This window comes from Streptomyces pathocidini, from assembly GCF_001418495.1.
In the GTDB taxonomy this organism is placed as follows: domain Bacteria; phylum Actinomycetota; class Actinomycetes; order Streptomycetales; family Streptomycetaceae; genus Streptomyces; species Streptomyces pathocidini.
On record NZ_LIQY01000363.1, the window covers coordinates 1 to 21,331 of the forward strand.

Consider the following 21,331-nt stretch of genomic DNA (forward strand, 5'->3'; position numbering starts at 1 on the left):
GGTCAGGGCAACCCCGAAGGAGGCCCCAGCAACCCCGGAGAAGGCCCCCGCATCTCCAAAGGAGGCCCCCGCACCTCCGAAGAATCCAGGGGCAACTACCGCCCCGTCACCTGAAGTTGCCCCTTGGGCACACCTCGTTCACATCTCCTTGCGGCCTCGTCCACGCCGCGCCGAGAGCGTCGGGCGCGTGATGAGACGAACAAGGGAGCGAGCGGCCGGGGCCGCCGTCGGAGCCGCCGGGGTCGAGGCGCCCCGGCGGCTGTACGCGGACCCCGGCCTGCCCGACCGGATCTTCCGCTCGGTCGCGCGCGGCGGCGGAGGGCTCGTACTGGCCGTCATGCTGCTCGTCGGCGGCTTCCTCCTCTACCGCGCGTGGCAAGCGCTGTCCAAGGCGGGCTGGGGCTTCGTCACCACCGAGGCCTGGGAGCCGGACGCCGGGAACTTCGGTATCGCGGCGGTGCTGACCGGCACGGTGCTGATCGCCCTGGTCGCCATCGCCGTCGCGGTGCCGCTCGCGGTCGGCTCGGCCCTCTACATCTCCGAGTACGCCCCGCCGCGCCTGCGCCGGACTCTGGTCAGCGTGGTGGACCTGATGGCCGCCGTGCCGTCCGTGGTCTACGGCCTGTGGGGCCTGTTCTTCTTCCAGAGCCACGTCCTCGGCACGGCCCGCTGGATCGCCACGTACCTCGGCTGGATTCCCCTGTTCACGGTGGACGGCGCCGACCCCACCGACCCGCTCGCCACCGAGACGGTCTTCACCTCCTCCACCTTCATCGCGGGCGTCGTGGTCGCCATGATGGTCGCGCCGATCGCCTGCTCGGTGATGCGCGAGGTGTTCTCCCAGGCCCCGGTCGGTGAGCGCGAGGGCGCGTACGCGCTGGGCGCCACCCGCTGGGGCATGATCCGCAGCGTCGTCCTGCCGTTCGGCAAGGGCGGCGTGATCGGCGGCACGATGCTCGGCCTCGGCCGGGCGCTCGGCGAGACCATCGCGGTCTACCTGATCATCTCGCCGGTCTTCGTCATCCAGCCGCACCTCCTGCAGAACGGCACGAGTTCGGTCGCCGCGCTCATCGCCCTGCGCTTCGGCGAGGCCAGTGAGTTCGGGATGTCGGCGCTGATGGCCGCGGGCCTCGCGCTCTTCCTCATGACCCTCGTCGTCAACTTCGCCGCGTCGTCGATCGTCGCCCGCAGCCGGTCCGGCGCGGCCAGCGACTCCTGAGGGGACCGCCATGACCGCTGAGGGGACCGCCATGACCGCCACCGCGCCGGCCACCGGGCCGGCCGGCCCCGCGAGCACCGATCCGCCGAAACCGCAGCGGAGTTCACCGCGCACCACCCTCCCCGCGCCCCGGCGCACCGAGGACCGGCGCCGCGGCACCTCCCTGCTGCGCGCCACCGACGCGTACGCCCTGCTGGGCTCGGCCGCCGCCGCGCTCAGCCTCACCGCCCTGCTGTTCGACCGGCTGCTGCCGTTCGACGGCGCCGTGGGCTTCACCGTCATCGCGTACGCGCTCTTCCTCGGCTGCTACGCGCTCGTGGTCTCCTTCGACGAGGATGGCCCGGCCGTACGCGACCGGGTCGCGGCGGTCGTCGTGCAGAGCCTGGGTCTGGTGATGGTCACGGCGCTCGCGTTCGTGGTCGTCTACACCCTGTGGGAGGGCCGCAGGGCGCTGCCGCACCTGAACTTCTACATCCAGGACATGCGCACGGCCGGCCCGCTCGACCCGCTGTCGGCCGGCGGCATCCTGCACGCGATCGTCGGCACGCTGGAGCAGATCCTCATCGCGCTGGCGATCACCGTGCCCAGCGGGCTGGTCTGCGCGGTCTTCCTCAACGAAGTCCCGGGCCGGTTCGCCCGGTTCGTGCGGACCATCGTCGAGGCGATGACCGCGCTGCCGTCGATCGTCGCCGGCCTGTTCATCTACGCGACCGTGATCCTGGCGCTCGGCTTCGAGCGGTCCGGCCTCGCGGCGGCGCTCGCGCTCGGTGTGATGATGCTGCCGATCATCATCCGCGCCGCGGACGTCGTCCTGCGGCTGGTCCCGGGCACCCTGCGCGAGGCCTCGTATGCGCTGGGCACCTCGCGCTGGCGCACCGTCTGGCACGTCGTGCTGCCCACCGCCCGCTCCGGGCTGACCACTTCGGTGATCCTCGGCACGGCGCGGGGCGTCGGCGAGACCTCGCCGGTGCTGCTCACCGCGGGTTTCACGGCCGAGCTCAACGCCGATCCGCTGTCCGGCCCGCAGGTGTCGCTGCCGCTGGCCACCTTCGAGTTCGTCAAGTCCCCTGAGCCCACGATGATCGCGCGCGGCTTCGGCACGGCGGCGGTGCTGATGCTGCTCGTGCTGGTGCTGTTCATCGCGGCCCGGGTCATCGGCGGGCGCGGGCCCGGCCAGCTGACCCGCCGCCAGGAGCACCGCCGGGTGCTGGCCTCCCGCCGCGACGCCGAGCGCTTCGCGGCGCGCTCCCCGCGCACGTACGCCGACCGAGACCCGCACCAGAGCAACGACGATCCTTCCGCCGAGCCCTCCCCGACGAGGAGTCCGCAGTGAAACCCGCAACCGTCCCCCGGCTGTTCGCGGCCGTCGCAGGCCTGCTCTGCGCCCTCCTGGCCGTCCATCCGCCCACGGCCTGGGCCGCCTCGTACACGAAGATCAGCGGGGCGGGCTCGACGTGGAGCTCCAACGCGCTCGACCAGTGGCGGCGCAACGTCACCCAGTACGGCATGACGGTCAACTACTCGGCCGTCGGCTCCTCGGTGGGCCGCGAGCAGTTCAAGAACGGCACGGCGGACTTCGCCGTCTCCGAAATCCCTTACGGGCTCACCGAGTTCGGCAACACCGACGCCCCGCCCAAGCGCGGCTACGCGTACATGCCGATCGTGGCGGGCGGTACCGCGTTCATGTACAACCTCAAGATCGGCGGCAAGAAGGTCACCAACCTGCGGCTGTCGGGGGCGGTCCTCACGAAGATCTTCACCGGGAAGATCACGCTGTGGAACGACCCCGCGATCCGGGCCGACAACCCCGGTCTGACCCTCCCGGCACGCAAGGTGGTGCCGGTCGTGCGCTCCGACGGCTCGGGCACGACGGCGCAGTTCACCACGTGGATGGCCAAGGAGCACGGCTCGCTCTGGAACGACTACTGCCGGCGGGCGGGCAAGCCGACGCCCTGCGGCATGACCTCGTACTACCCGGTCATCCCCGGCTCCGGCTTCACCGCCCAGTCCGGCTCGCTGGGCGTGGCGGGATACGTCAAGCAGCCGAAGTACGAGGGCGCCATCACGTATGTGGAGTACTCGTACGCGATCAAGACCGGGTTCCCGGTGGCCAAGCTGCTCAACAAGGCGGACTACTACGTCGAGCCGACGGCCTCAAGCGTCGCGGTCGCCCTGCTCAAGGCCCAGATCAACGAGAACAAGAACTCCCCGAACTACCTGACGCAGATCCTCGACAACGTCTACCGGAACGCGGACCGGCGGGCCTATCCGCTCTCCAGCTACAGCTACATGGTCATCCCGACCTCGACCGAGAAGCCGTTCACCACGGCCAAGGGCAAGACGCTCGGCGCGTTCAACTACTACTTCCTCTGCGAGGGCCAGCAGCAGGCCGAGAAGCTGGGGTACTCGCCGCTGCCGATCAACCTCGTGCAGGCGGGGCTCAAGCAGGTCGCCAGGATCCCCGGCGTGCAGACGCAGAACATCGCCATCAAGGACTGCCGCAACCCCACGTTCTCCTCCGACGGCACCAACACCCTCGCCAAGAACGCCCCGTTCCCGCGCGACTGCGACAAGCGCGGACCGACGCAGTGCACCACGGGCACCGCGGGCGCCAAGAACCCGACCCCGGTCAAGCCGAGTGCGCAGGGCGGCAGCAACGGCGGCTCGGGCAGCGGGGGTTCGGGCTCCGGAGGCTCGGGTTCCGGCGGTGGTTCGGGCTCGGGCGGTGGCTCCGGCGGCGGCTCCGGCTCGGGCGGCAGAGGCGGTACGAGTGGTGCCGGCGGCGGGTCCGGCTCCTCGGGTGGCGCGGACGGCGGCGCCGACGGCGGCGGTGCGAACGGCGGGGGAGGCGCCGGAGCCGACGGCGGCACCATGGTCGACCCCGACACGGGCGAGCTGATCAGCAGCGGCGACGGCACCGGCGACTCCTCGGTGGCCGCCAACCCCATGAACCTCGCGGCCGACGGCTCGGTCGGCCTGCGCGGCGCCCTGATGGCGCTCTCGGCCGCCCTCCTCATCGGCGTCGTCGTCGGACCGCCCGTCACCGCCCGCCTGCTGGCGGCGCGGGCCCGGCGCAACGGAGGTGCGCTGTGAGCAGGGCGAGCCGCGGGCGTACGGCAGTCGGTCTCGCGCTCCTCCTGGCCGCCCTGGTGGTGGGGCTGCTGCCGCTGCCGCCGGTGAGCCAGGCGCGGGCCGCGGAGGCGGAGACCTCGGCGGTGACGAAAGAGGGGGTGCAGGGGCTCCACGACGACTTCTCGGACCTGCGGGTCACCGTCCACCAGACACGGGACCTGCGGGCGCAGGGCGTGCGGATCACCTGGTCGGGAGCCGCGCCCACGCAGCAGTACAGCAACGCCAACATCCTCCAGGTCATGCAGTGCTGGGGCGAGGCGGAGACCGGGCCGCGGCGCGAGCAGTGCCAGTTCGGGGCGCTGAACAAGGACTACGGCGCCGGTCTCGGCTCGACCCTGCGCGAGGTCCAGCAGGACCCGGGCGAGACCGAGTACGTCCCGGACCCGGCGCACCCCTTCGACGTCCCCTTCGTGCCGTTCGAGCCCGCCGACGGCGGTCCCGCGACGACGGACCGCACGGACGACACGTACTTCAGCCCGCTGGACACCAACGAGGCGCCCTATCTGCGCACGGGCGCGGACGGCACCGGGGAGACGGTCTTCCGGCTGCTGACCGTGGTCGAGGCCTCCCACCTGGGCTGCGGCGAGTCCACCGGCGGCGGCAAGGGCCGGGCCTGCTGGCTGGTCGTGGTGCCCCGGGGCGCGCACGACGCCGACGGGTCGACGGCGACCCTCAGCAACAAGTACGACTCCTCCCCGCTGTCCGCCACCAACTGGGCCCAGCGCATCGTCTTCAAGCTGGACTTCCTGCCGGTCGGCGAGTCCTGCCCTCTCGGCCAGCCCGAACGTCCGGCCATGGGCTCGGAGTTGGCCACCGACGCCATGACCTCGTGGCTGCCCAAGCTGTGCGGGACCACCGGCTCGACGTTCCAGTTCAACCAGAGCGGGGAGGACTACGCGCGGACCCAGCTGAGCAGCGCGAGCAGCGATCCCCTGCTCGCCTTCACCGTGGATCCCGTGCGCATCGAGGGCGAGGGCGCCCCGGAGGTGGTCCACGCGCCGACGGCCGTCTCGGGTGTCGCCGTGGCGTTCCTCATCGAGGACCCGAGGTCCTCACTGGTCCATGAAATCCGGCTGACACCACGGCTGCTGGCGAAAATGCTGACCGGCTCCTATCTCCAGGACACCGCGCTCACCGGCCAGGATCCCCAATACCTGGAGGGGAATCCGGTGAACTGGCGGGCGGATCCGGAATTTCTGGAGGTCAATCCCCGGTTGGCGGACTGGGTTTCGGTGAGAGGGCCGACCCCGGAAAGCCTCATCGTGTCCATCGAGAATTCCGACGTCAACCGGCTCGTCTGGCACTGGCTGCAATCCGATGACGAGGCGAAGGCATTCCTGTCCGGGAGCCCCGACCCCTGGGGCATGAAGATCAACCCCAACTATCAGGAACTCGGGCTCGCCACGGACGGCTCGATCGACGGATTCCCGAAGGCTGACCCCTTCACGCGGCTGGCCAACGAGCAGTACGAGGCGTCCCTGATAGGCATCACCGACGTCCAGCCGTACGCCAACGACATGCACGACGCCGCGTTGCGCGCGCTGCGCGGCGACTCGGGCCGCAAGACGTTCTGGGACCTGGGAACCCCGCCGAAACTCACCAACGGCGGCGGCCAGTTGCCGGGCCGGCGGACCCAGATCGCGATCGTCGACGCCGCGTCCGCCGCGCGGTACGGCCTCCAGACCGCCGCCCTGCGCAACGCCGACGGCACCTTCGTCCAGCCGACGGCCGAGTCGCTGCTCGCCGGGGTCGAGTCCATGAAGGACTCGGAGGTGGCGGGCGTCCTGGCACCCGACCCGGGCGCGGCGCAGGGCGGCGCCTATCCGCTCACCGCCGTCACCTACGCCGCCGCGTCCAAGGGCATGGCGCAGCAGGACCGCACCGCGTACGCCCAGCTCATCCGGTACGCGGCGGGCGACGGCCAGGTCCAGGGGTACGCGCCCGGCGAACTCCCGCCCGGCTACGTGCCGTTGCCCGCCGGACTGCGCGACCGGGCGGAGGCCGCGGCGGCCGCGCTGGAGAAGCCGGACCCGGCGGGCGAGGACCCGACGTCCGGCGGGACCGGCAACGGCGGGGCCGCCGCGGGAGGTTCCACCGGGTCCGCCGGCGGGTCGGGCTCCGACGGCGGCCTCGGGGCGGATGCCTCGGTGGGTGGCGCGGCGACCGGCGGAGACGGCGGCGCCTCGGCGGACGGCGGGGGAGCGGCCGGCGCGCCGGGGGGATCGTCGGAGGGCTCGGGCTCCGGCGCGGACCGCCCCGGCGGAGGGGACGGCGGGAAGAGCCCCGCCGACCAGCAGAACGTCGCCAAGTCGGGCGGGCTGACGCCCTCCGAAGTGCTCGGCGTCCTCCGCTGGGTGCTGCTCGGCGTCCTCGCCCTCGGCGCCGCGGCGGCCCTCGCGGGCCCGCTGCTCCTGCGCTTCTCCGTACGGAGGCCGAGCGTGCCCGGCTGAATTCCCGACTGAAACCGGCGTCTGCATCAGGGAATCCGGGGGATTTTTTCGAACGGTCAACCCGCAGAATTCCGGCTGGCGTTGGGTGAATTCCCTAGGTGTCACCTAGGAAAGGGTCCCGTAACCCATTCCACCGCTGGAGTTGGTGGCCGCCGAAAGGCGGTTCGGGAATGGTTTGCGGTGCCGGCCGACGGGTTGGTGGCACGAAGATCCGGATTCCGCAGTCTGCTTGTGCGTTCTGAGCGTCCATTCGCAGGTCCGTGACATACGGAGGAGAACAGAAGTGAACGTCAATTCCAGTGCCCGCATCGGTGCCGTCCTCGGCGCCGCCGCCCTCGGTGTCAGCCTGATGGCCCTCCCGGCCGCCGCCGACCCGGCCGCCGGAGACTACCGCGTGCTCGCCGGTGTCGGCTCCGACACCACGCAGGACGTGGGCAACGGCCTGGGCACCGCGATCGACAGCGGCTCGCTGATCGCCTCGTACAACGCCACCGGCACCGCCACCATCAAGACCCGCGCCACCGGCTGTGACAGCGTGAACCGCCCGAACGGCTCCTCGGCGGGCATCGACGCGCTGCGCAACGCCGTCGACAACACCACGGGCTGCCTCGACTTCGCCCGCTCCTCGCGCGGCCCGGTCGACACCTCCACCACCGACCTGACCTGGGTCCCGTTCGCGAAGGACGCGGTCACCTACGCGACCCGCTCCGACAGCGGTCTGCCCACCGACCTGACGCTGGGCGACCTCGCCGACATCTACACGTGCGAGCTCACCGAGATCGACGGCATCGCAGTCACCCCGCTGCTGCCGCAGGCCGGTTCGGGCACGCGGACCTTCTGGCTGAACACGATCGGCGTGACCGAGGCGCAGATCGCGGCCGGTGGCGCGAACGGCAAGTGCGTCGACGACACCGTCCAGGAGCACAACGGCGAGGCGCTGAACAGCGAGGGCGACATCGCCCCGTACTCCATCGCCCAGTACATCGCGCAGGGCAACAGCCTGCCGGGCGTGGCCAACCGCCGCGGTGCCGCCCAGCTCCGCTCCATCAACGGCGTGGCCCCGCTCTCGGGTGCCGTGCTCAACCCCGACTTCCCCGTCCAGCGCGACGTCTACCACGTCGTCCCGACCGCCAAGCTGACCGACGCCACCGTCTCGGCGGCCTTCGTCGGCTCCTCCTCGAAGGTCTGCGCCCAGACCTCCGTCATCAACACCTACGGCTTCGGCACCGCCTCCAACTGCGGCAACACCTCCCTCAAGGGCGAGCGCTGACCGCTGGAACGCCACTGGCTGCAGGCCATCGACCGACGGCCGCCGCACCACCCGCGTAACGGCCGGGCACCTCTCCAGGTGCCCGGCCCCTGGCCGTGTTCCCACACCTCTGTCCACCAACCGACCGCATCCCGTGGGGGGATCGCTGAAATGACTCCGACAGCAGCAAGAAGAAGCCCGGCGGTCCTGCTGGCACTCGCCGCGCTGGTCACCGGCGCCCTGAGCGCCTTCCTCGGCCTCGCGCTCGCGCCAGGCGCCAGGGCCGAGGCGGCGGGCAAGCTCACCCTGGCGTCCGCCACAGGAAGCGTCACCGACAACCCGCCGTTCGCCTCGGTGACGACCGCCCAGGGCTGCCCGTCCGACTACGCGGCCCGCATCAGCCTGAAGATCGTCAAGCCGGGCACCACCACGGAGACCTCCCTCGCGAGCGTCACGACCGCCGGCGCGCCCTTCACGGGCCCGATCAACTGGACGCTGCCCGCGTGGCGTTCGATCGAGACCGCCCTGGGCGGCCCCGCGACCGACGGCGACTACGAGATCCGGCTCAAGTGCCACAAGGGTCTCTCCGACATGGCCCCGGGCTGGTTCTCGTCCACCATCACCGTCACCGGCACCACCTGGACCCTGAAGCCCGACCCCGCGGTGTCCACCTCCACCGAACTCACGGCCGACCCCGCGGGCAGCGCCGTCGCCGGCAGCGAGGTCAAGCTCGAAGGCAAGGTGACCCCGGACACCGCCGCCGGAACCCTCGCGTTCCACGACGGGGCCACGAAGCTCGGAGAGGCGGCTGTCGCCTCCGGCAAGGCCGCGTTCAAGACCACCGCGCTGGCCGCCGGAGCCCACAGCCTGACCGCCACCTTCACCCCGGCCGACACCACCGCGTACACCGGCTCGGTCTCGGCGGCGCAGACCTACACGATCACCGAGCCCGGCGGCGACCCCTCGGACCCCCCGGAGCCGAGCGACACCGGCACGCCCACGGACGACCCCACCGAGCCGGCCGGCCTGGAGGCCACCGACGAGGACGGCGAGCCGCTCGGCGAGAACCCGGTGCTCACCCCCGAGCAGAAGGTGCTGCTCACCGCCCGCGGCTACACCGCCGACGCCACCGTCAAGGTCACCCTCTCCGACAGCGAGGAGGCCTTCGAGGACGCGACCGCAGACCCCGAAGGGACCGTCGAGGCGTACGCGTTCACGGTGCCGAAGGGCCTCGCCGACGGCTCGTACACCCTGACCCTTGCCGAGGAGGCGGCGAAGGGCACGGACGAAGAGGCCCCGCACAGCGCCGAGTTCGCCTTCACCGTCGGCGAGGCCTCGCCGACGCCCGACCCCAGCGACACGGCGGGCGCGGACGGCGGCGCGACCGGCGGCTCCGACTCCGGCGGCACCGGCACGGACGGGGGCGCCTCCACCGGCGGCTCCGGCTCCGGCGGCGGTACGGGCTCCCCGCTCGCCTCGACGGGCAGCATCGCCTCCACGGTGGGCCTGGCCGCCATCGTCCTGACCGGCCTGGGCGCGGCCTTCGTCCGCTACGGCCGCCGGGTCGGCCTGCAGTCGTTCGGCGGCGCGCAGGAGGAGCGCACCCCGTGACCGTGGACACCGCGCCCGCGCCCGCGGCCGCCCCCGGGCGGCCGCGGGCCGCGGAGCCCTCGCCTCCGGATCGCGCGGGCATGGCCCTGGCCGGCGCCGCGCTCTGCGTGCTGGCCGCCGTGCTGCTCGGCTTCGCCGCGAACCTCACGATCGTCGGCCACCTCCAGCACTCCCGCGACCAGGCCACCGCGTACGACGAGCTGCGCAGGCAACTCGCCACCGGCATCGCGCCGGTGGGCCAGCAGACGTACGAGGGCAAGCCGCTGGAGCCCGGCGCTCCGGTCGCCCTGCTCCGCATCCCCGCCCTCGGCCTGAAGGAGGTCGTCGCCGAGGGCACCACCTCCGGCGTCCTGATGTCCGGCCCCGGCCACCGCCGCGACACCCCGCTGCCCGGGCAGGCCGGCACCAGCGTGATCATGGGGCGGCAGTGGGGCTACGGCAGCCCGTTCAACGACCTCGACAAGCTGCCGCCCGGCACGCGCGTCGAGGTCACCACCGGCCAGGCCAAGTCCGTCTTCGAGGTGCTGGACGTCCGCCGCCCCGGCGACCGGCTGCCCGCCCCGCTCGCCGAGGGCCAGGGCCGCCTGACCCTCATCACCGCGACCGGCGGCCCGTACACCCCCTCCGGAATCCTGCGCGTCGACGCCCGGCTGGTGAGCCCCGTCCAGCCGAACCCGCCGCGGGTCGTGCGGACCGGCTGGATCGGGTCCTCGGAGGAGGCGCTGGCCGGCGAACCGGCCGCGTGGCTGGAGGTGTTCCTGTGGTCGCAGGGCCTGCTGGTGGCCGCGCTGTTGACCGTGGGCGCGTACCGCGTGTGGGGCCGCTGGCAGACGTGGATCGTGGGCGTTCCCGTACTGGCGGCGCTGGGCCTGGCGGTCTCGGGCGCGGCGACCCGACTGCTCCCCAACGTGCTGTGAAAACCCATCAACTCCCCTCCACCGAACGAGGAGTCCCGCAGAAATGCCCGACACTGTGACCCTGACCGAAGACCTCCTCGGACCGGCCGAGCCCGCCGTACGCCCCGCGGGCCGTCCCGCGAGCCTTGAGGCCGACGCGATCTCGGCGTGGTTCGGCGACCACAAGGTCCTGGACCGGGTGTCGCTGACGATGCCCGCCCGCGAGGTCACCGCCCTCATCGGCCCCTCCGGCTGCGGCAAGTCGACATTCCTGCGCATCCTCAACCGCATGCATGAGCTGATCGGGTCGGCCTCGCTCGCCGGGCGCGTACTGCTGGACGGCGAGGACATCTACGACCGCGGCCGCCGCATCACCCACGCCCGCCGCCAGATCGGCATGGTCTTCCAGAAGCCGAACCCGTTCCCCGCCATGTCGCTCTACGACAACGTGCTGGCGGGCCTGAAACTCAACGGCATCAAGGCGACCCGGCGCGGCAGGGACGACCTGGTCGAGGAGTGCCTGACGCGCGCGGGCCTGTGGAAGGAGGTCAAGGACCGGCTGCGCCAGCCGGGCGGTGCGCTCTCGGGCGGCCAGCAGCAACGCCTGTGCATTGCCCGGTCGCTGGCCGTACGCCCCCGGGTCCTGCTCATGGACGAGCCCTGCTCGGCCCTGGACCCCACCTCGACCCGCCGCATCGAGGAGACGATCGCGGAACTCTCGGAAGAGGTAACGATCGTCATCGTCACCCACAACATGCAGCAGGCCGCCCGCGTCTCCAACACCTGCGCGTTCTTCCTCGCGGAACAGGGCACCCCGGGCGTCATCGTCGAACACGGCCCCACCGACGCCATGTTCAACTCCCCCCAGGACCCCCGGACCTCGGACTACGTGAACGGGCGGTTCGGCTGACCGAAACCCCGACGCTTTTCGGTGCCAAGATGCCGTGACGGCACGGTCATCGGGTCGGGCGAATCATCACGGTGAGGCGGGGAGAGGCCGGTGAGGGCTGGCTGTGGCCGATGTCCTGGTACCCCCACGTCCGGTACAGGGCATGCACCTTCCCGCCTCCGGCCGCCTCGTTGACCATGAGGGTCACATAGGGCTCGTCACGATCGGCCAGGAGCGCGTCGTGGATGCGCCGGGCTACACCGGTGCCGCGCCACCCGGGCCGTACACCGATCTCCTTGAGGGCCACGGCCGGGTGCCCGGTGAACTCCTCCCTGGGCGCCGGGCTTGTGCGCTGCCAGTACCGGTCGCCGGCCTCGATCTGATTGCCGTAGGCGTAACCCACGGGATGATCACCGTCGTAAGCGAGGACGGCCTCGAACCCCGGCTCGGAGCCGTGTCGGTCCAGCCGCTCGCCGAAGGCGGTGACCGCGTAGTTCGGCAGGTGCAGCAACGGGGCGCGCACCTCGGCGTACACATCGAGCAGATCGCCGCGCACAGCGTCGATCTCGGTGGACGTTCTCAGATCGATGGCGGGTGCCGAGGTCATGCTTTGGCCCTCCAGGCGGCGGTGTGCTCGGTCCAGTCGTGTGCGCTGGCGCTTCCCGGTGCTGTGGCACGCAGGGCAGCACCGAACTCCTGAAGCATGCGGGACACACGGGCATGTTGGGTAGCGGCATCGGCCGGAACTGCCATCGCGGTATGGGTGGCGGTCTCGGCATCGCCCTGAGCGAGCTGGGCATGAGCAAGGCGGCTCGAAGCGATGGCCCGAGAACGACGCATATGCGGCCTGAGTGCGGCCAGGCATCGGTGTGCGTGGTACTCCGCGGTGGCCCAGTTGCCGACTGCGAGGTAAGCGGTGAGGGCCAGCGAGTGCAGCTCTGCTTCGTCGTAGAAAGCCAGCAACCACACGGGCCGGTAAGGGTCCGAATCCGCGCGACTCATAGCCTCTTGTGCCTGACCGAAGGACCGACTCAAGCCACTGCGCTCATGGGCGACGCCTTGGATGGCCATTTGCCGTGCCATCCCAAGCGAGGCGAACATCGGGTCACGGCGGGTGATGTGCAAATTCCTTGCCACATCGTTGGCGGCGCGGGCGTCGGCAGGGCGGCCCAGATGTCGGTAGAGGCTGCCTGCATGGGACCAGATGCGGAATTTGATTGCCTGGTCCCCGGAGAGTTCCGCGAGGGTCTGCGCCTCGCGCATGTGCCCAATAGCGAGTTGGTAGCGCCGACCGTCGATGGCGGCCCACATTGCCGAAGACCGGAAACTGGCGGCGGTGGCGTACAGACTGCTGCGCACGCGCTGGGTGGCGCTGCCGGAGTTCTGCAGGTTCAGGGCCTCGTCAGCAAGGTCGGCAGCACGCTGCTCGATGTCGCGCTGTCCACCATGACGGTGGTCGCTGGCAACCACCGCAGTGAACTTGTCTCGCAAGCGCTCAACGTCGCTCATGCCGATCTTGCGGGCTGAGTTGGCGCCAGGGGCGGCGGCAGCCACAGCCGCTGTAAACGAGCCGGCGATGAGTGTGCGGCGGTGCATGGGGTCCTCCTGCGGTGAGGCTGCCGTGGGTGAAGGCCGCTCCCGTGGGACGAACCCTAAAGCGACTGCGGGAAGCCCAGTGACGTCCTCCAGAGCTTTCCGTGTAGCGGAGTTGGGCCATCGCACTCGGCCGCTGCGCCAGTCCCTGACTGTACGGCCGTCGAAACGTCCAAGTTTTCCAGTGAGGCGCTCCAGGGCTGAGTTCGCAGCCGTGGCAAGGCTGTTGGAGCTGTAGCCATGCTCGTTCATCCACGCCTCAAAAGCTTTGTTACGCGTGACGTCCATGACCGCACGGTAGACCTTCGAGCACTCACCGTCAGGTAAAGAGAATCCCAAAAGCCCCTAGGTGGCACCCCGGAATGCCACCTGCGTTCCCCTAACCCGTGGCGGTTCCAAGGGAGTTGCCTGTTGGCACGCACCCCCACACCACCCACACGGGAGGTCGCCAATGAGCCCCACCACGGCTGTAGCAATGACCGCTGCCGAACTGCTGCACCAGACCGCCCGCGGCTTCGCGGTGGCCTTCACCCCAGACAAGGCCCGCGTCGGCCGCATGCGCCGCATTGCCGCGGCCCACCTGCGGCTGTGGGAGGTACCCGGGCCAACCGCGGATGACATCGTGCTCGCTGTTTCCGAGCTCGTCACCAACGGCATCCAGCACGGCCACGGGGACATCGAGCTGAAGCTCCTCTACGCCCCTGGAGAGGTACGGGTCGAGGTCACCGACGGCAGCCCATCACCAGCTCAACTCACCTCCGCTGACGACGAAGACGTCTCCGGTCGCGGTCTGTTCCTTGTCGCAGCCCTCGCACGCGACTGGGGTGTGAGCGACGACGGCACGACGACCTGGGCCACGTTCCGCGCGGGGACGCTGTAAAGCATTGATCACCAATACAGGCACGGACAGGGCTACCCCGATCTCAGGCCCGATATCGACGACGCCTACTGGTCACACAGAAAGTCCTGGCTGCGCATCACTCATGGCGACCGATTCGGGTCAGGGTCGCATCATTTCGAACCTAGGAGGAGAATCGTGAAGGAACTTAGTGCGGGCATCGATCTGCCAAGCAAGCTAGAGGACGCTCTAATCGACCTCGGAAGCGCCCTCCCTGCTTGGAGTGTGGAGGGCACGTTCTTGGCGGATTCCACGATCGAGCAGTACCGGACCAAGCTGGCTTCGGCTCCGCTGTTCAACGAGACCAGGGGCACGCTTCTCGCCACGCTGAACGGGACGGGCGCCGGATACGCCGTGGTGCGTCTGCGGAACATCGCTGATGCACTGGGGATCGGGGAACAATTTCTGCGCTTGGCAACGGCAATTCTCGCCGAAGTGGCAACCCCTTTTCAGCCCTTCCAGCGATGGCCTCTGTGGAAGGAGATCGGGACCAACCTCAACGCCAATCCCGGCCTGTCCACCGGTACGGGCTACAACGCATTCCACATGGACCTGGTCAACACGACCCAGCCGCCGGACTACACCACGCTTCTGTGCGTCCGACCCGACCCGCTCGGCGCTGGCGCGAGCATCCTTTCCGATGCCCACGCGGCCGTATCGCGCCTGGCGCCATCAAGTCGCGCCCTCTTGGCCGAGGTGGCATTCAGTTACGGATCGTTCTATGAACTGTCTGACGTTGGCGAGGAGTACAAGCCGTTCCCAGTCCTGGACGGCGAACCCGCCGACCTCGGATTCGTCCGGTTCACCGCCAAGATGCTCGCCGAGTCCGGACTCGATGAGGCACATGCCCACGCGGCCAGGGAACTCGCGGACCAGATGGTCGCCGGGCAGGTCTCCGTCACGCTCCAGCGCGGTGACGTCTTGATCGTGAACCAGCACCGCTGGGTCCACGGCCGCGAACCGCTTGCCGAGGGGCAGCAGGATGTGGCGCCCGAGGAGCGCCGCTTGCTGCTCCAACTGTTCCTGCGCAGTGCAGGCGCCACTGGACCGGTCACCTCGTAGGTGATGCAGGCGGGTGTTGGGCCGGGTTTCGCCAAGAGTCCTAGATCCGCGAGTTGCGGAGCGACTGCCACACAGCGCCGGCCAGCGCCCGCGTCGCCCGGGGAACCGACAGCCGTTCGTGTTCGCGGTACAGCGCCCAGTTGTACGGGACCAGCGACAGCTTGTTGGATGACAGCGATCCCGCCTGGTGGGACCTGTAGACCGCCAGCGGCTCGGGAAGGCCGCGAGCGTCAAAGCCGTCACGCATGATCGACAGCCACAGGGCGTAGTCCTGTCGCTTCCGCATCTCCGGCATCAGCCTTGCGCCAAGGACAGTGCGGTCGTACATGGCGGTCAGAGCCCCGATGTGATCCTGGATCAGCATCGCGCGGTAGTCCACGTGTCCCCGCGCGCGGACCACGCGCCCGTTCGGGATGAAGTCGGTGCTCTCACCGTCGTAATCGGCGTCCATCTTGTAGTAGGAGGTGAACGTCAAAGGAGCATTATCCGCCGCGGCGAATTCGATTTGCCGCTCAAGTTTTTCCGGCAGCCACATGTCGTCGCTGTCAAGAAAGGCAACGTAATTCCCCCGGGACCGCTCGATAGCGAGGTTGCGCGCCCGGCCCGCACCGCCCCGTTCGGGCGCCGATTCCGGTAGGACACGCTTGTCTTGCCGGGCGAATTCCATCAGCAAGTCCATGGACCCATCGGAAGATCTGTCGTCGGTGACCAGAAGCTCCAGATCACTGTGGGTCTGCGTGAGCACCGACCGGATTGCCGCACCAAGAGTGACTGCCGAGTTGTACACGGGCATCACGACAGAAACCAGGGGCACAACGCTTCTCCTTGCAAGGCCAAAGACGACGGTCCATTCAAGCACTGGAATTGTAGTAGGAGCTGCCATGCATGTTGTTGTCGCTGGTCAGGGCTACGTCGGACTGCCGCTGGCTGTACGCGCCGCGGAGATGGGCCATCGTGTCGTCGGCTACGACGTAGACCGGCATCGCGTTCAGCAGATCGCCGCTGGCGGGTCGCACGTAGAGGACGTGGCGTCCGTGCGGATCCGCGCCGTGCTGGACTCCGGGGCCTACTCCGTGACCGCCGAAGCCGCCGAGCTGGCCCCGTTCGACATCGCGGTGATCACCGTGCCGACCCCGCTGCGGGGTGGCGTGCCCGACCTCACTCACGTCGAGTCCTGTGCCCACACTCTGGGCGAGCACCTGCGCCCCGGCGCGACCGTGGTCCTGGAGTCCACTACCTACCCCGGTACCACCGAGGAGCTGCTGTTACCGATCTTGGAGAAGACGTCCGGGCTGATCGCGGGCTGCGACTTCCACCTCGGTTACAGCCCCGAGCGGATCGACCCGGGCAACGCGCGCTGGCGCCTGGAGAACACCCCCAAGCTCGTCTCCGGTATCAACGCCGACTCGCTGAAGGCCGTCGAGGCGTTCTACGGCCAGATCGTCGACCGCACCGTTCCGGTCTCCTCCCCACGCACCGCCGAGCTGACCAAGCTCCTGGAGAACACCTTCCGACACGTCAATATCGCGCTGGTCAACGAGATAGCGATGCTCGCCAGACCACTCGGGGTGAACTCCTGGGAGGCGATCGACGCGGCGGCCACCAAGCCGTTCGGCTTCCTGCGGTTCAACCCGGGCCCGGGGGTGGGTGGCCACTGCCTGCCGATCGACCCCTCGTTCCTGTCCTGGCGGGTGGAGCGGACGCTCGGCCGGGCGTTCCGGTTCGTCGAGCTGGCCAACGACGTAAACAGCCACATGCCTGACTACGTGGTCCGGCGGCTCATGGAGGGTTTCAATACGCGGCGCATGGCCGTCAGTGGATCTCGTGTCCTGCTGCTCGGCCTGGCCTACAAGGCCAACACCGCCGACTCCCGCGAGTCGCCGTCGGCGCGTGTCGCTGAGCTACTGCTCGACCTCGGTGCCGAGGTGCGTGGGGCGGACCCGCACGTTGTAGATGACATCCGCACCGACCCGCGCCTGATCCGAGTAGAAGCGACTGCGGTGGAGATCGCGGCATCCGACGCGGTGGTGTTGCTCACGGACCACGCGGGATTCGACTACGAGGCCGTCCTAGAGCACGCGTCCTATGTCCTCGACTGTCGGAACCGACTGTCCGGCGCGAACGTCGACGTTCTGTAAGCGTCAAGCCGGGTCGCAGCCAAGGGGGAAGCACCGCAAGCCGCGCCCGGGTGAATCCTGAGCCGACGGTTCGAGTTCTCACTACGACTCGCGACGATCCCCGAGGGAGGGTCCGCCGGTCAGGCTCCGTCGGGGCCGGTCCCGTCCTCCACCGGCACAGCCTCGCCCAAGGCTTGCAGCACCGGCCGGATCAGGGGGTGGTCCTCCGCGCCGCAGCGGACGGCGGCGAAGACGCGGCGGGTCGGGGGCGTGCCGTCGACCGGGCGGATCACGACGCCCGCGAGGTCCATGCCGCGCAGGGCCGAGCGCGGTACGAGCGCCACACCCGCACCGGCCGAAGCCAGGGCCACGACCGCGCGGAAGTCGTCGGAGGAGTGCTCCAACCGCGGCTGGAATCCGGCGTGTTCGCAGGCCAGGACGACGACGTCGTGGCAGGGGTTGCCGGGGTACGGGCCGATCCAGGGGTCCTTGGCCAGCTCGGCGAGGCGTACGCGGTCCGTGCCGGCCAGGCGGTGCGTCAGCGGTACGACGGCGTCGAACGGCTCCGCGTACAGCGGGACCCGGGTCAGCCGCGGGTCGTCCGCGCCCGGCGCGCCCCGGTACTCGACCGCCACCGCAACATCCACCTGCCGGTCCAGCACCATCGGCAGGCTCGCGTCCCCCTCCGCGTCCCGTACGCGGATCCGGATGCCGGGCCTGGCCTCCGCGAGCCGGGCGATCGCGGGGGCCACGACGAGGCCGATGCCGGTCGCGAAGGCCGCGACGGTGACCGTGCCCGCGGCGCCCGAGCCGTACGCGGCGAGCTCGGCCGCGGCCCGCTCCAGCTGGGCCAGGACCGCGTTGGTGTGGCTGAGCAGGATCTCGCCCGCGGGCGTGAGACGTACGCCGCGGGCGCCGCGCTCGACCAGCCGGTGCCCGGTCTCCTGCTCCAGCGCGGCCAGCTGCTGCGAGACCGCGGACGGCGTGAGGTAGAGCGCTGCGGCAGCGGCGGTCACCGTGCGGTGGTCCGCCACCGCACGGAGGATGTGCAGCCGCCGCGCTTCTATCACGCGGTCGATTCTCTCAGGTCGGGCGCCGGACCATGCCGGACGGCGACGCCGGACCATGCCGGACGGCCGAGCAGGTCGGACGCCGGGCAGGGTCAGCCGCCAGACCGGGCCGGGACCTCGAACCCGGTCTGCTGTCTGACCAGGTCAGCCGGCAGACCGAACTTCCAGGAGCAGGGCCCCGGCTCAGCGCGCCCGGCTCGGTCCGTGTCGCTGGTTCGGCGTGCCTGGCTCGGTCCGCGCCAAGGCTCAGGCTCCCGGCTCGGTCCGTGCCGCCGGTTCAGGCGCCTGGTTCGGCCCGCGCCGCCGTTCAGGCGCTCGACTCTGCCCCCGCCGTCTCCGCTCCCGTCCCCGCCGCCAGTTCGGCTCGCGCCGCCACGAACGCGTCCACCGCCCGGTTCACGTCCTCCGTGGAGTGCGCGGCCGACAGCTGGACGCGGATGCGCGCCTGGCCCTGCGGGACCACCGGGTACGAGAAGCCGATCACGTACACCCCGCGCTCCAGCAGCAGCTCCGCCATCCGCCCCGCCACGGCCGCTTCGCCGATCATGACGGGCGCGATCGCGTGGTCGCCGGGGAGGATGTCGAACCCCTCCTCGGTCATGCGGGAGCGGAACAGCGCGGTGTTCGTGCCCAGCCGGTCCCGCAGGTCGCCCGCGGACTCCAGCAGGTCCAGCACCTTCAGGGACGCGGCGGCGATCACCGGGGCGAGGGTGTTGGAGAAGAGGTACGGGCGCGAGCGCTGGCGCAGCAGGGCGACGATCTCGGCGCGCGCGGCGACGTAGCCGCCCGAGGCGCCGCCGAGCGCCTTGCCGAGGGTGCCCGTGATGATGTCCACCCGGTCCATCACCCCGTGCAGTTCGGGGGTGCCGCGCCCGCCGGGGCCGACGAAGCCGACGGCGTGCGAGTCGTCGACCATCACCATCGCGTCGTAGCGGTCGGCCAGGTCGCAGATCTCCCGCAGCGGGGCCACGTACCCGTCCATGGAAAACACGCCGTCCGTGACGATCAGGCGGCGGCGCGCGTCCGAGGCCTCCTTGAGCTTCGCCTCCAGGTCGGCCAGGTCGCGGTTGGCGTAGCGGAAGCGGCGCGCCTTGGACAGCCGGATGCCGTCGATGATCGACGCGTGGTTGAGGGCGTCGGAGATCACCGCGTCCTCCGGGCCCAGCAGGGTCTCGAAGACGCCGCCGTTGGCGTCGAAGCAGGAGGAGTAGAGGATCGTGTCCTCCTGCCCGAGGAATGCCGAGAGCCGCCCCTCCAGCTCCTTGTGGACCTCCTGCGTGCCGCAGATGAAGCGCACGGACGCCATGCCGTAGCCCCAGCGGTCCAGCGCCTCGTGGGCGGCGGCGACGACCTCGGGGTGGTCGGCGAGGCCGAGGTAGTTGTTGGCGCAGAAGTTGAGGACCTCGCCGGGGCGGCCGCCCGCGGTGACGCCGACGGTCGCGGACTGCGGGGTGCCGATCACGCGCTCCGGCTTGTGCAGCCCGGCGGCGCGGATGTCGTCGAGGGTGGCGCGCAGGCCGTCGCGTACGGACTCGAACATGGGGGCTCCTAAGGTGCTTGCGCAGTACGGAAGTTACGAGGTCGGGCCGGTCACGCGGTCCAGTCGAGGATGACCTTGCCGCCGCGGCCGCTCGCCGCGTCGGCGAAGGCGGCCTCGAAGTCGCGGTAGCCGTACCGGCCGGTGATCACGGGCGCGAGGTCGAGGCCGCCCTCCAGCAGCACCGACATCGCGTACCAGGTCTCGAACATCTCACGGCCGTAGATGCCCTTGATCGTGATCATGGAGGTCACGATCCGGGACCAGTCGACGGCGAACTCCTCGGAGGGCAGCCCGAGCATCGCGATGCGGCCGCCGTTGGTCATGTTGGCGATCATGTCGCGCATGGCCTCGGGCCGGCCGGACATCTCCAGCCCGATGTCGAACCCCTCGCGCAGCCCGAGGGTCCGCTGCCCGTCGGCGATGGTGGACTCGGCGACATTCAGGGCCAGGCTGACCCCGATCTTGCGGGCGAGCTCCAGCCGCTCCTCGCTGACATCGGTGATCACGACGTTGCGGGCGCCGGCGTGGCGCGCCACGGCCGCGGCCATGAGCCCGATCGGCCCGGCCCCGGTGACGAGCACGTCCTCGCCGACGACGGGGAAGGACAGCGCGGTGTGCACGGCGTTGCCGAACGGGTCGAAGATCGCGGCCACATCGAGGTCGACGGGTACGCGGTGCACCCACACGTTGGCCGCGGGCAGCGCCACGTACTCGGCGAACGCGCCGTCCCGCCCGACGCCGAGACCGACGGTGGCGCGGCACAGGTGGCGGCGCCCGGCCAGGCAGTTGCGGCACTTGCCGCACACCAGGTGGCCCTCGCCGCTGACCCGGTCGCCGACCGCGATGTCGGCCACGTCCCGGCCGGTCTCGACGACCTCGCCGACGAACTCGTGCCCGACGATCAGCGGGGTCCGGATGGCCTGCTGGGCCCAGCCGTCCCAGGCGCGGATGTGCAGGTCGGTACCGCAGATCCCGGTGCGCTGCACCTTGATCAGCACATCGCCGGGCCCGATGACCGGCTCCGGCACGTCCTTGAGCCGCAGCCCGGGCTCCGCCTTCTCCTTGACCAGCGCCTTCACGCCATGACTCCCGTCGTACGAGCCACGGCGCGGCGCGGGCCCACGGCGGGCGCGCCCACGGACCGTGGGAGGTGACATCACGACATGCGGGGCGGGGCACCCTGCGTGGACCCACGGGGCGGGGCACCCCGAGTGCGCGCCCCTCCGCGGCGACTGCCCGCGGCCTCCATGCCGTACGGCTGAAATCTGCCGCACGACGGCCCCGCGGTCCATCGAGCTTTTCTTAAACGGGTGCGCAGCTTTCCTTCACACGGGGTTGGGGCGGGTGCCGCGGGGACCACCGCGTGCGGCGTTCCGCCACGCGGAAGCGGGGGGGTACGAGTCTCGTACGAGGAGCGCGCCCCCATCACCTCCGCCCCACTATGGACGGGCGCCTCCGACCACGAACGGGCGCGCGGACGACTACGCGTCGACGACCACGGACCCTCGCCGGACGGCGAACGGGCGCTCGGTCGACGACGCGGCAATGACCGCGGACCCCCGCCGGACGGCGACCCGTCAGAGCCCCGCCACCCTCGCCAAGTCC

17 protein-coding genes are annotated in these 21,331 nt (G+C 70.6%); 11 read left to right on the top strand and 6 right to left on the bottom strand.

Annotated features, from left to right (window positions below):
- Positions 1–190 precede the first annotated feature (190 nt).
- The 8 genes from pstC to AOK16_RS17370 all read left to right on the top strand — a co-directional run bounded on the left by pstC (position 191) and on the right by AOK16_RS17370 (position 11,467).
- A complete protein-coding gene (gene pstC / locus AOK16_RS17335; RefSeq protein WP_079101490.1) occupies positions 191–1,219 on the top strand; it encodes a phosphate ABC transporter permease subunit PstC in 1,029 nt (342 codons plus the stop codon).
- Between the two features lie 10 nt (positions 1,220–1,229).
- Positions 1,230–2,552, top strand: coding sequence for a phosphate ABC transporter permease PstA (gene pstA, locus AOK16_RS17340; protein WP_205627711.1), 1,323 nt, complete (start codon positions 1,230–1,232; stop codon positions 2,550–2,552).
- Positions 2,549–4,312, top strand: a complete 1,764-nt coding sequence (gene pstS / locus AOK16_RS17345; RefSeq protein ID WP_107098378.1) for a phosphate ABC transporter substrate-binding protein PstS — start codon at positions 2,549–2,551, stop codon at positions 4,310–4,312. Before pstA ends, pstS begins: the two co-directional genes overlap by 4 nt.
- Positions 4,309–6,801, top strand: coding sequence for a hypothetical protein (locus AOK16_RS17350; RefSeq protein ID WP_055473144.1), 2,493 nt, complete (start codon positions 4,309–4,311; stop codon positions 6,799–6,801). Before pstS ends, AOK16_RS17350 begins: the two co-directional genes overlap by 4 nt.
- Before the next feature lie 283 nt (positions 6,802–7,084).
- Positions 7,085–8,071, top strand: coding sequence for a type 2 periplasmic-binding domain-containing protein (locus AOK16_RS17355; RefSeq protein WP_055473145.1), 987 nt, complete (start codon positions 7,085–7,087; stop codon positions 8,069–8,071).
- A gap of 150 nt (positions 8,072–8,221) precedes the next feature.
- Positions 8,222–9,661 carry an Ig-like domain-containing protein gene (locus AOK16_RS17360; protein WP_055473146.1) on the top strand — a complete coding sequence of 480 codons (1,440 nt, stop codon included), beginning with the start codon at positions 8,222–8,224 and terminating at the stop codon, positions 9,659–9,661.
- Positions 9,658–10,578, top strand: a complete 921-nt coding sequence (locus tag AOK16_RS17365) for a sortase (protein WP_055473147.1) — start codon at positions 9,658–9,660, stop codon at positions 10,576–10,578. The genes AOK16_RS17360 and AOK16_RS17365 overlap by 4 nt, the downstream gene beginning before the upstream one ends.
- Before the next feature lie 43 nt (positions 10,579–10,621).
- Positions 10,622–11,467, top strand: coding sequence for a phosphate ABC transporter ATP-binding protein (locus AOK16_RS17370; protein WP_055473148.1), 846 nt, complete (start codon positions 10,622–10,624; stop codon positions 11,465–11,467).
- Positions 11,468–11,513: 46 nt separating this feature from the next.
- Here AOK16_RS17370 and AOK16_RS17375 read toward each other — a convergent pair whose 3' ends face one another.
- Positions 11,514–12,053, bottom strand: coding sequence for a GNAT family N-acetyltransferase (locus AOK16_RS17375; protein ID WP_079101491.1), 540 nt, complete (start codon positions 12,051–12,053; stop codon positions 11,514–11,516).
- Positions 12,050–13,042: an NsdA family TPR-like regulatory protein gene (locus tag AOK16_RS17380; RefSeq protein WP_079101492.1), complete on the bottom strand. Its 993-nt coding sequence runs from the start codon at positions 13,040–13,042 to the stop codon at positions 12,050–12,052. The genes AOK16_RS17375 and AOK16_RS17380 overlap by 4 nt, the downstream gene beginning before the upstream one ends.
- Before the next feature lie 448 nt (positions 13,043–13,490).
- Between AOK16_RS17380 and AOK16_RS17385 the strand changes: the two genes are divergently transcribed.
- Together AOK16_RS17385 and AOK16_RS17390 are read left to right on the top strand one after the other, a co-directional pair.
- Positions 13,491–13,919 (top strand): ATP-binding protein, encoded by a 429-nt coding sequence (locus tag AOK16_RS17385; protein WP_055473149.1) that lies wholly within the window; start codon positions 13,491–13,493, stop codon positions 13,917–13,919.
- Positions 13,920–14,075: 156 nt separating this feature from the next.
- Positions 14,076–14,999: a TauD/TfdA family dioxygenase gene (locus AOK16_RS17390; protein ID WP_055473150.1), complete on the top strand. Its 924-nt coding sequence runs from the start codon at positions 14,076–14,078 to the stop codon at positions 14,997–14,999.
- A gap of 40 nt (positions 15,000–15,039) precedes the next feature.
- Here AOK16_RS17390 and AOK16_RS17395 read toward each other — a convergent pair whose 3' ends face one another.
- Positions 15,040–15,813: a glycosyltransferase family 2 protein gene (locus AOK16_RS17395; protein WP_055473151.1), complete on the bottom strand. Its 774-nt coding sequence runs from the start codon at positions 15,811–15,813 to the stop codon at positions 15,040–15,042.
- Between the two features lie 67 nt (positions 15,814–15,880).
- On the opposite strand from AOK16_RS17395, the gene AOK16_RS17400 reads away from it, so the two are divergent.
- Entirely contained in the window at positions 15,881–17,137 is a 1,257-nt protein-coding gene (locus tag AOK16_RS17400) for a nucleotide sugar dehydrogenase (protein ID WP_055473152.1), read from the top strand.
- A gap of 119 nt (positions 17,138–17,256) precedes the next feature.
- Here the strand turns inward: AOK16_RS17400 and AOK16_RS17405 are convergent, their stop codons facing one another.
- From AOK16_RS17405 to tdh, 3 genes are all read right to left on the bottom strand, one after another.
- The gene (locus AOK16_RS17405) at positions 17,257–18,186 is read right to left on the bottom strand and encodes a LysR family transcriptional regulator (protein ID WP_055473153.1); all 930 of its coding nucleotides are present in this window, start codon (positions 18,184–18,186) and stop codon (positions 17,257–17,259) included.
- A 307-nt stretch (positions 18,187–18,493) separates the two neighbouring features.
- Positions 18,494–19,726, bottom strand: a complete 1,233-nt coding sequence (locus AOK16_RS17410; protein WP_055473154.1) for a glycine C-acetyltransferase — start codon at positions 19,724–19,726, stop codon at positions 18,494–18,496.
- A 50-nt stretch (positions 19,727–19,776) separates the two neighbouring features.
- A complete protein-coding gene (gene tdh / locus AOK16_RS17415) occupies positions 19,777–20,805 on the bottom strand; it encodes an L-threonine 3-dehydrogenase (protein WP_055473155.1) in 1,029 nt (342 codons plus the stop codon).
- Between the last annotated feature and the right edge of the window lie 526 nt (positions 20,806–21,331).